Annotated in this window: 7 protein-coding genes and 2 pseudogenes; 8 read left to right on the forward strand and 1 reads right to left on the reverse strand. The window is 64.0% G+C overall.

Annotated elements, in window-relative coordinates:
* Positions 1 to 140: pseudogene (locus ACX3O0_RS16090) on the forward strand (bifunctional D-altronate/D-mannonate dehydratase); the annotation flags it as partial.
* A 6-nt stretch (positions 141 to 146) separates the two neighbouring features.
* Positions 147 to 671, forward strand: a complete 525-nt coding sequence (locus ACX3O0_RS16095) for a gluconokinase (protein ID WP_459108496.1) — start codon at positions 147 to 149, stop codon at positions 669 to 671.
* Positions 672 to 675: 4 nt separating this feature from the next.
* Here ACX3O0_RS16095 and ACX3O0_RS16100 read toward each other — a convergent pair whose 3' ends face one another.
* Positions 676 to 1488, reverse strand: a complete 813-nt coding sequence (locus ACX3O0_RS16100) for a FadR/GntR family transcriptional regulator (protein WP_459108497.1) — start codon at positions 1486 to 1488, stop codon at positions 676 to 678.
* A 135-nt stretch (positions 1489 to 1623) separates the two neighbouring features.
* Here ACX3O0_RS16100 and ACX3O0_RS16105 point away from each other — a divergent pair, with 135 nt between their 5' ends.
* From ACX3O0_RS16105 to ACX3O0_RS16130, 6 genes and pseudogenes are all read left to right on the forward strand, one after another.
* Positions 1624 to 2913 (forward strand): ABC transporter substrate-binding protein, encoded by a 1290-nt coding sequence (locus ACX3O0_RS16105; RefSeq protein ID WP_459108498.1) that lies wholly within the window; start codon positions 1624 to 1626, stop codon positions 2911 to 2913.
* Positions 2914 to 3023: 110 nt separating this feature from the next.
* On the forward strand, positions 3024 to 3947 hold the full coding sequence (locus ACX3O0_RS16110; protein ID WP_459093651.1) for a carbohydrate ABC transporter permease: 924 nt from the start codon (positions 3024 to 3026) through the stop codon (positions 3945 to 3947).
* Entirely contained in the window at positions 3944 to 4819 is an 876-nt protein-coding gene (locus ACX3O0_RS16115) for a carbohydrate ABC transporter permease (RefSeq protein ID WP_459108499.1), read from the forward strand. The genes ACX3O0_RS16110 and ACX3O0_RS16115 overlap by 4 nt, the downstream gene beginning before the upstream one ends.
* 2 nt (positions 4820 to 4821) lie before the next feature.
* Positions 4822 to 5349 carry a gluconokinase gene (locus ACX3O0_RS16120; RefSeq protein ID WP_459108500.1) on the forward strand — a complete coding sequence of 176 codons (528 nt, stop codon included), beginning with the start codon at positions 4822 to 4824 and terminating at the stop codon, positions 5347 to 5349.
* A complete protein-coding gene (gene dgoD / locus ACX3O0_RS16125) occupies positions 5346 to 6506 on the forward strand; it encodes a galactonate dehydratase (RefSeq protein ID WP_459108501.1) in 1161 nt (386 codons plus the stop codon). The genes ACX3O0_RS16120 and dgoD overlap by 4 nt, the downstream gene beginning before the upstream one ends.
* Before the next feature lie 31 nt (positions 6507 to 6537).
* A pseudogene (locus ACX3O0_RS16130) lies at positions 6538 to 6663 on the forward strand (bifunctional D-altronate/D-mannonate dehydratase); the annotation flags it as partial.

Here is a 6663-nt window from a genome sequence, read left to right on the forward strand (position 1 = left end):
GGAATGACGGCATGCTCCACCCCGGCAACCAGCCCGGCATCGGTGTCGAACTGAACCAGGACGAGGCCGGCAAGTACCCGTACGAGACCGCGTACCTGCCCTACAACAGGCTTGCGGACGGCACCATCCACGACTGGTGACGCGAGATGACACACGCGATTCCGCCCATCGTGGTCATGGGGGTGCAGGGTTCTGGCAAGTCGACGATCGGCTCAATGCTCGCGGCGAGGCTGGGCGCCCACTTTATTGACGGTGACTCGCTGCACCCGCCGGCGAATATCGCCAAGATGGCCGCCGGAATCCCGCTCGACGACGGCGACCGGATGCCGTGGCTCGCCGAGATCGGACGCGTCCTGGCCGCCGAACGGCATGAGGGCATCATCGTCGCCTGCTCCGCGCTGAAGCGGAAGTACCGCGACTTCCTCCGCCAGTCGGTACCCGAGCTGTTCATCGTCGACCCGGAAGGCCCGATCGAATTGGTCGCGGCCCGGCTCGGCGGTCGGCGACACGAATTCATGCCGCCCGCGCTCCTGCAGTCGCAGTATGCGACCCTCGAGCCGCGTGCAGAGGATGAGCAAGGCGTCACCGTCGACATCAGCCTCGATCCAGCCGTCGTCGTCGATTCGGCGGTTACCGCACTCGGCGCTCGGTCAATCGCTACCGCGCGCTGACTGCTCAGCCTTCGGTGCCAGTCGGTTCGCCCACCTGGGCGATCGGCTCGGTCACGCCGTGCTCCCAGATCTCGCCCATCTCGGTCATGGTGCGATCCATGATGCGCAGCATAGCCGCGCCGGCACCGTCGGCGTTGCCGCTCTGTACCGCGTTCGCGACGTCGACGTGGAGTTGCAGCGCCTCATCGTGGGGGAACTTCGGCATCAGTCCGTAATGGGTGCGACCGATGAGCACCTCGGACACCAGGTTGTTCAGGCGGGAGAACATCTCGTTGCCGCTCATCTCCATGATGAGCGCGTGGAACTCGATGTCGAGTTCCAGGAAGCCCTCCTCGTCGCCACTTCGCCCGGCGGCCCACAGGCGCCCGGCGAGTCCCATCAGGTCGCTCGCCTGCGAGAGGGCGCCGCGGCTCGCTGCGAGTTTCGCAGCCTCCGGTTCGATGGCAGTGCGCAGCTGGGTGAGGGAGCGCAGCTGGGAGATGCGACCGTGCCCGGCCAGTCGCCAACGGATGACGCTGAGGTCGTAGACATTCCATTCGCTCATCGGCAGGATGCGGTTGCCCACCCGCCGCTTGGAGGTCACCATCCCCATCGCCTCGAGTGCCCGCAGGCTTTCCCGGATGACCGAGCGCGACACCTGGTAGCGGTTTTCGAGCTCTTCCGTGGTGAAGGTCATGCCGGCGGGCATCCGCCCCTCGCAGATCGCCTGACCCAGTTCGTCGAGGATCTGGTTGTGCAACCCGGGTGTTTCGTGGGTTCTGCCCGCGACAAATCCGTGCCGCAGGGCGGGGCTGGCTTCATTGGCTTCTTCATCCACGGTGAAATCATATCCATTCGGTGTTCAGACTTGTATAAGTCAGATTAGTGAGGCTACGCTCTCTCACTAAGGCAGATGTAAAGATGCGTCTGTGGAGCCCGCGTATAAATGCGCTGGTTCAGGAATGGAGTCAACGTGAAACGCCGCACCGTCCTGCGCTTCGCCGGAATCACCACAGCAGCCCTCATGGCCGTGGGAACCTTGGCGTCCTGTAGCGCACCTGAAGAGGGTGGCTCAGACACCCTCAACGTCACCCTCGCCAACCACGTCTGGACCGACATCGTCAAGGAAGCCATTCCCGAGTTCGAGGAGGAGACCGGCATCACGGTCAACCTGACTCAGCTCGGCGAAGACCAGCTCTCGGACCAGTACAACGTGAAGCTGAACGCCGGCACCGACGAGATCGACGTCATGATGTACCGCCCACTGCAGGAGGGGAAGCTCTTCGCCAACAACGGCTGGCTGGCTGACATCTCCGACAATGTCTCCGAGAACGGCGACTGGAACTGGGACGACTTCCAGCCCGGCCCGGTCGGTTCCACCACGGTCGACGGTGATGTGGTCGGTGTTCCGATCATCACCGAGCGCGAGGTTCTCTACTACCGCACAGACCTGCTGGAGGCGGCAGGGCTTGAGGTTCCGACCACGCTCGAAGAACTCGAGGCCGCGGCCAAGAAGATCAAGGAGCAGAACCCCGACATTGCCGGGTTCGTCTCCCGCACCGGTGTGTCTGCCGCTGTCACGCAGTTCAGCAGCTACCTGTACAGCATGGGTGGCGACTGGATCGATGACGATGGCAACGCCGTGATCGACTCGGATGCCGCTGCCAAGGCGTACGAACTGTACGGTTCGCTCATCCGCAACTACGGTCCGGCCAACGTGTCGACCGACATGAGCTGGCCTGAGGCGATGGCGATCTTCACGCAGGGCAACGCCGCGTTCTACACGGAGGCTGACAGCCTCTACAAGAACGCGACCGACCCGGCGAGCTCCACGATCTCCGACACCGTCGGCTTCGCGCAGTTCCCGGCCGGCGAGGAAGGTTCGCACCCGTACAACGTGCCGTCATGGGCACTCGGTATCGCCGCTGAGACGGAGAACACCGAGAACGCCTGGAAGTTCATCGAGTGGGCCACCAGCCAGGACAAGATGCTCGAGATCCAGCAGGCCGGCGTTCCCGGTTCGCGTATCTCCGTCTGGGAAGACCCGTCCGCAACGGCTGACTACCCGGCTGACCTGGTTGAGGCCATCAAGGGCAGCACCGAAGGCGGTGTCGGTTACGACCGTCCGCTGGTCATCTCGGTAGCCGAGGCTCGCGAGATCGTCGGCATGCCGATCGTCGTCTCCATCACCGGTGGCGATGTCGATGCAGCCATCGAAGAGGCGCAGGCCAAGTTCCAGGCATTCCTGGACGACGAGAAGTAACACGGATGGCGGGCCGTCCCATTATTGGACGGCCCGCCACACCGCGCGTACTTTCGAATCAACCACGTTGTGATTCGCCGCCCTGCGGCACGGCGGGAAAGAGGTGACTGGTGAGCGTTGTCGCTAACCGAAAGACCGGCCCCCTGGAGAACTTCTCCCAGTGGGCGAACAAGCACCGGAAATGGGTTCTCTCCGCTCCGGCCATGATCTTCACCGCGTTGCTCATCGCCTTTCCGGTGGGCTGGACGGTCTACCTGAGTTTGACGGATGCCTCCGGCTCAGTCCGTGCGGAGTCCGACTTCATCGGCCTCGAGAACTACGCCGAGGTACTGACCGACTTCGACCGCTTCTGGCCGTCGGTCTGGCGCACCGTCTACTTCACCGGTGGGGCGCTCTTCTTCGAGATGGCCCTCGGCATGTGCATCGCCTTGCTGCTCTGGCGTCCGTTCCGCGGTGAGAAGTGGGTGCGTGTCGCCATCCTGCTCCCTCTGGTGGCCACCCCGGTCGCCGTGGGAATGATGTGGAGCCTCATCCTCGACCCCAACATCGGGTTCGCCAACCAGCTGCTGAACTGGGTCGGGATCCCCGACCAGCCGTGGTTGTCCGGACAGGACACCGCCCTGACCACCCTGATGTTCGTCGACATCTGGCAGTGGACCCCGATGGTGGTGCTGATCCTCCTCGCCGGGCTGACCTCGCTCTCCGACGAACCGGATGAAGCAGCTCGCGTTGACGGGGCGAACTCCTGGCAGCGCTTCTGGTACGTCACCTTCCCGCTGATCATGCCGGTGTTCATCACCGCCATCCTGCTGCGCGGCATCGACGCACTCAAGACATTCGACATCCTGTACGCCACCAAGGGCAAGGGCGGTGGCTCGTTCCACGAGGTCGAGACGCTCAACGTCTACGCCTACGGACTCAGCTTCGACTACAACGACTACGGCATGTCATCCGCTGTGCTGATCATCTTCTTCATGATGATCATCGGCTGCATCTGGGCTCTGACAGCGCGCAGGAAGAAGGGCAACTCATGAGCACCGTGACCGCCAAAGACCTGACGCTCCCGGTGCCGAGCGCGAAGCGCCGCAAGCCGAGAGGTGTCCGCACCTACAGCGCCTTCCGGGTGACGATGCTCATCCTCATCGTGCTGACCTTCATCGCACCGCTCGTCTGGATGGTGCTGTCCTCGCTGAAGACGAACGTCGACATCTACAACCCGGCATCCGCCTTCGTCTTCACCCCGACGCTCGACAACTACGAGACCGTGTTCGGTCGCGCCAGCTATCTGCAGTACATCTTCAACAGTTTCTGGATCGGGCTCTGCGCGACCTTCCTGTCGATGGTGCTGGGTGTGCCGGCCGCCTACTCGATGAGCCGGTTCGTGATGAAGAAATCGGCCGCGCTGGTGCTCATGGCGCGCATCATCCCCGGTGTCAGCCTGCTGGTGCCGTGGTACTTCGTGTTCTCCAACCTGCGGCTGGTCGGCGGCTACGAGGTGCTGATCCTCTCGCACATGTTCATCCTGTTGCCGCTGTTCGTCTACATCATGATGTCGTTCTTCGACTCGTTGCCGGTGGAGCTCGAAGAGCAGGCGCAGGTCGACGGACTGACCCCGATCGGCGCATTCCTGCGGATCGCGCTGCCACTGTCGATCCCCGGTGTCGCGACCGCGGCCATCCTGTCGTTCATCTTCTCCTGGAACAACTTCATGTTCGCGCTGGTGCTCTCCGGCTCGCGAACCAAGACGCTTCCCGTCGCGATCTTCGACTTCGTCGCCTACGCCAGCATCGACTGGGGCGGGCTGATGGCGGCAGCCGTCGTCATCACGCTGCCGATCATGGTGATCGCGCTCTTCACCCAGAAATACATCGTGTCGGGCCTCACCGCCGGTGCAACGAAGGGCTGAGCGTGAGTGGAATACCGCCGATCATGGTGATGGGCGTGCAGGGGGCGGGAAAATCCACCATCGGCACGATGCTTGCCGAGCGCCTCGGGGTTGGCTTCGTCGACGGCGACCGGCTGCACTCGGAGGAGAACATCGCCAGGATGGCTGCCGGCACGGCACTGACCGACGCTGAGCGCCTGCCCTGGTTGCAGGAAGTGGGCAAGGTGCTGCAGGCCGGAGCGGACACCGGCATCGTCGTCGTCTGTTCCGCGCTCAAGCGCGACTACCGCGACCTGATCCGCGAGTTCGTTCCGAACCTGTTCGTCGTCGACCCGGAAGGCCCCATGTCGCTGGTGGCGGAACGGATCAGCGCACGCCAGCACGAGTACATGCCCCCGGAATTGCTGCAATCCCAATACGACACGCTCGAGCCGTTGCAGGCGGATGAGGCCGGCATCCCCGTCGACATCCGGCGCACCCCGGACGAGTTGATCGACGATATCGTCGAAGCTGTGCAGGCCCACCAGGCGGCCGGAGGGCCGACCCAGTGACAACTAACGCAGTGAGCATCGCCAAGGTTGAGACGTTCTCCGTCGCCCCGCGCTGGCTGTTCGTCCGAATCGAAACCAGTGACGGCGTCGTCGGCTGGGGCGAGGCATCGCTGGAGGGTCACACCGACTCCGTTCGGGCGGCCGTCACCCAGTTCGCCGAATACCTGATCGGCTCCGATCCGTCGCGAATCGAAGACACCTGGCAGGTGCTCACCAAGGCTGGGTTCTACCGCGGCGGTCCGGTGCTGGCCAGTGCCGTCTCCGGAGTCGACCAGGCGCTCTGGGACATCGCCGGGAAGACACTCGGGGTACCGGTGCACCGGTTGCTCGGTGGCGCGGTGCGCGATCGCATCCGCGCCTATGGCTGGGTCGGTGGTGATGATCCGTCCGAGGTGGGCGACCACATCGCAGCGCAGCTCGAGGTCGGCCTGACGGCGGTCAAGATGAACGCGAGCGGCCGGATGAGCCGGAACGGCAGTGTACGGGAGCTGGACGACGTCGTGCAGCGGGTCGCCGTCGCCCGAGAAGTGCTCGGCCCTGACCGGGATGTGGCCGTCGACTTCCACGGCCGGTTCACGCTGGCGAGTTCGCGTCGCATTGCGCCGCTCCTCGAGCAGTTTCACCCCTTCTTCCTCGAGGAGCCGGTGGCCCCCGAGAACTCGCACCTGATCGGCGACTTCGCCCGCTCCACCACCATCCCGGTGGCGACGGGGGAGCGGCTGTACAGCCGTCAGGAGTTCCTGCCGGTACTGCAGGGCGGCATCGCGATCGCCCAGCCCGACCTCTCCCATGCCGGCGGAATCTCCGAGGTGCGCCGCATCGCCGCCCTCGCCGAGACGTTCGACGTGCAACTCGCCCCGCATTGCCCGCTGGGGCCGATCGCGCTCGCCGCCTGCCTGCAGGTGGGGTTCTCAACGCCGAACTACCTCATCCAGGAGCAGAGCATCGGCATCCATTACAACCAGGGCGCGGAAGTGCTCGACTATGTGGTCGACACCGAGCCGCTGAAGTTCGTGAACGGAAACTTCGAATTGCTGACCGCGCCGGGCCTCGGTATTGAGATCGATGAGGCAGCAGTGCGGGCAGCGGATGCGCGCGGCACCGCCTGGCGCACGCCATTGTGGCGGCACGCCGACGGTGGGTTCGCCGAGTGGTAGTACTCGCTCTCATGCAAACGAAAGGCACCAAGTGATCATTACCAAGGCTGAAGTTATTGTCACCAGTCCGGATCGCAACTTCGTGACGTTGAAGTTGACGACGGATGACGGCATCACTGGGCTGGGGGATGGCACCCTGAATGGCCGGGAGCTGGCG

It is taken from the genome of Homoserinimonas sp. A447 (assembly GCF_054489325.1).